General features: G+C 40.3%; 1 protein-coding gene. It reads left to right on the plus strand.

Annotation, left to right across the window (positions count from 1 at the left end):
* Window positions 1–174: 174 nt before the first annotated feature.
* Window positions 175–1,485 carry an IS701 family transposase gene (locus AAOP42_RS11435; protein WP_349528647.1) on the plus strand — a complete coding sequence of 437 codons (1,311 nt, stop codon included), beginning with the start codon at window positions 175–177 and terminating at the stop codon, window positions 1,483–1,485.
* The last annotated feature ends 15 nt before the right edge of the window (window positions 1,486–1,500 follow it).

Consider the following 1,500-nt stretch of genomic DNA (forward strand, 5'->3'; position numbering starts at 1 on the left):
CCCTACTTTGTCACCTTATAAAAGAGGGTAAAGACTATTGACAAGACGGCCTTGTCGTTTATCTTTACCCTGAGTAAAATACTATTGTAAATATAATAAAGGCCGCTATCAAAATAGACGGCAAAAAAATATGATTTTGAAAAATGCCAACTGCTAGAAAATGTATCAGTTGGCTTGTCTTCCTGCTTTGATTCGTTCAAAGGATGTTTTCAGAGACAAACCAGTAATGTATCAACCCAGGCCTATCACTATCTGGAAGGGTTGTTCAAAAGTGAAAAGAACAGGGCCAATTGCACGGCCATAGCTGAAAGTTTGGGCCAGCTGAACAGCCAAGCCCTAAACCATGTACTTACAGAATCGCCATGGGACCATAAAGATGTTTTAGGAGAGCTGGCAGACAAGGTGGACGCACTCTTAATCAACCAAGATGATGTTGGCCTACTCATTGATGAAGTAGGTTTTCGTAAAAAAGGAAAACATTCAGCGTGTGTAGGAAGACAATACCTTGGATGCCTTGGCAAACAAGATAATGGTCAGGTGGCAGTCGTTGCAGGGCTGTCCTCTGGTGCTCATTATTGTCCGGTGGATATTGAATTGTTTATGCCCCAATCCTGGCAAGAGGATATCAATAGGCGGCTGAAAGCTAAAATACCTTGTTCAATTGCCCACAGGTCAAAACCTGAAATGGCTTTGACAATGATAGAAAAGCTCAAGTTGAGGAGCATAAATTTCAACTACGTGGGTTTTGATGCCCTTTATGGCAGCAGCTATCCTTTATTGAAAGCTCTGGACAAGATCCATGTAAAGTTCATAGGTGACGTAAGGGAAAACATCAATATGAGTTTGGAACCCATTACTTTTTCCCTTCCCGACAAAAAACAAGGCCAAAAAGGCAGGAAGTTCAAGCATAAACAAATTGACCAGCAACTGGTTACCACCAAAGCTTATATGGAATCGCTGACCAATGGGGATTTCGAGTTGATCGCTTTCAGGGATGGCACCAAAGAAAAGGTCAAAGCTTCTTTTCACAGAAGAAAAGTATGGGTAGCTATCAACAATGAAGAATCCCTTGGATTGGAATTGATCATCAGAAAAAATCTCGATGGCACAGTAAAATATTCTTTGTCCAATATGGGGCAACTACCACTGGTTCAAATAGCCAAAAGGCAAGGCCAAAGGGTATTTGTCGAACGGATATTTGAAGAAGGAAAAAACCAAATAGGCATGGGTGACTACCAGGTAAGAAGTTGGTCAGGTTTTCATAAACATATGACATTATGTTTTTTGGCTTTCTATTACCTATGTGAACAAAAAGTAAAATATGAGAAGGATATTAAACTAACTGCACCTGTTATCAGGAAACTGGTCGCTTCTACTATTGTAAGCAGGTGGGAATCTCAAGATGCTACCATTGAAAACTGTTTGAACTGGTTAAATCAATACCAAAGGCAGATCGAAAGAAATTTGGTTACAGGCTATGGATAATGTGACAAAGTAGGG

The organism is Reichenbachiella sp. MALMAid0571, assembly GCF_040151475.1.
Lineage (GTDB): Bacteria > Bacteroidota > Bacteroidia > Cytophagales > Cyclobacteriaceae > CAXBNB01.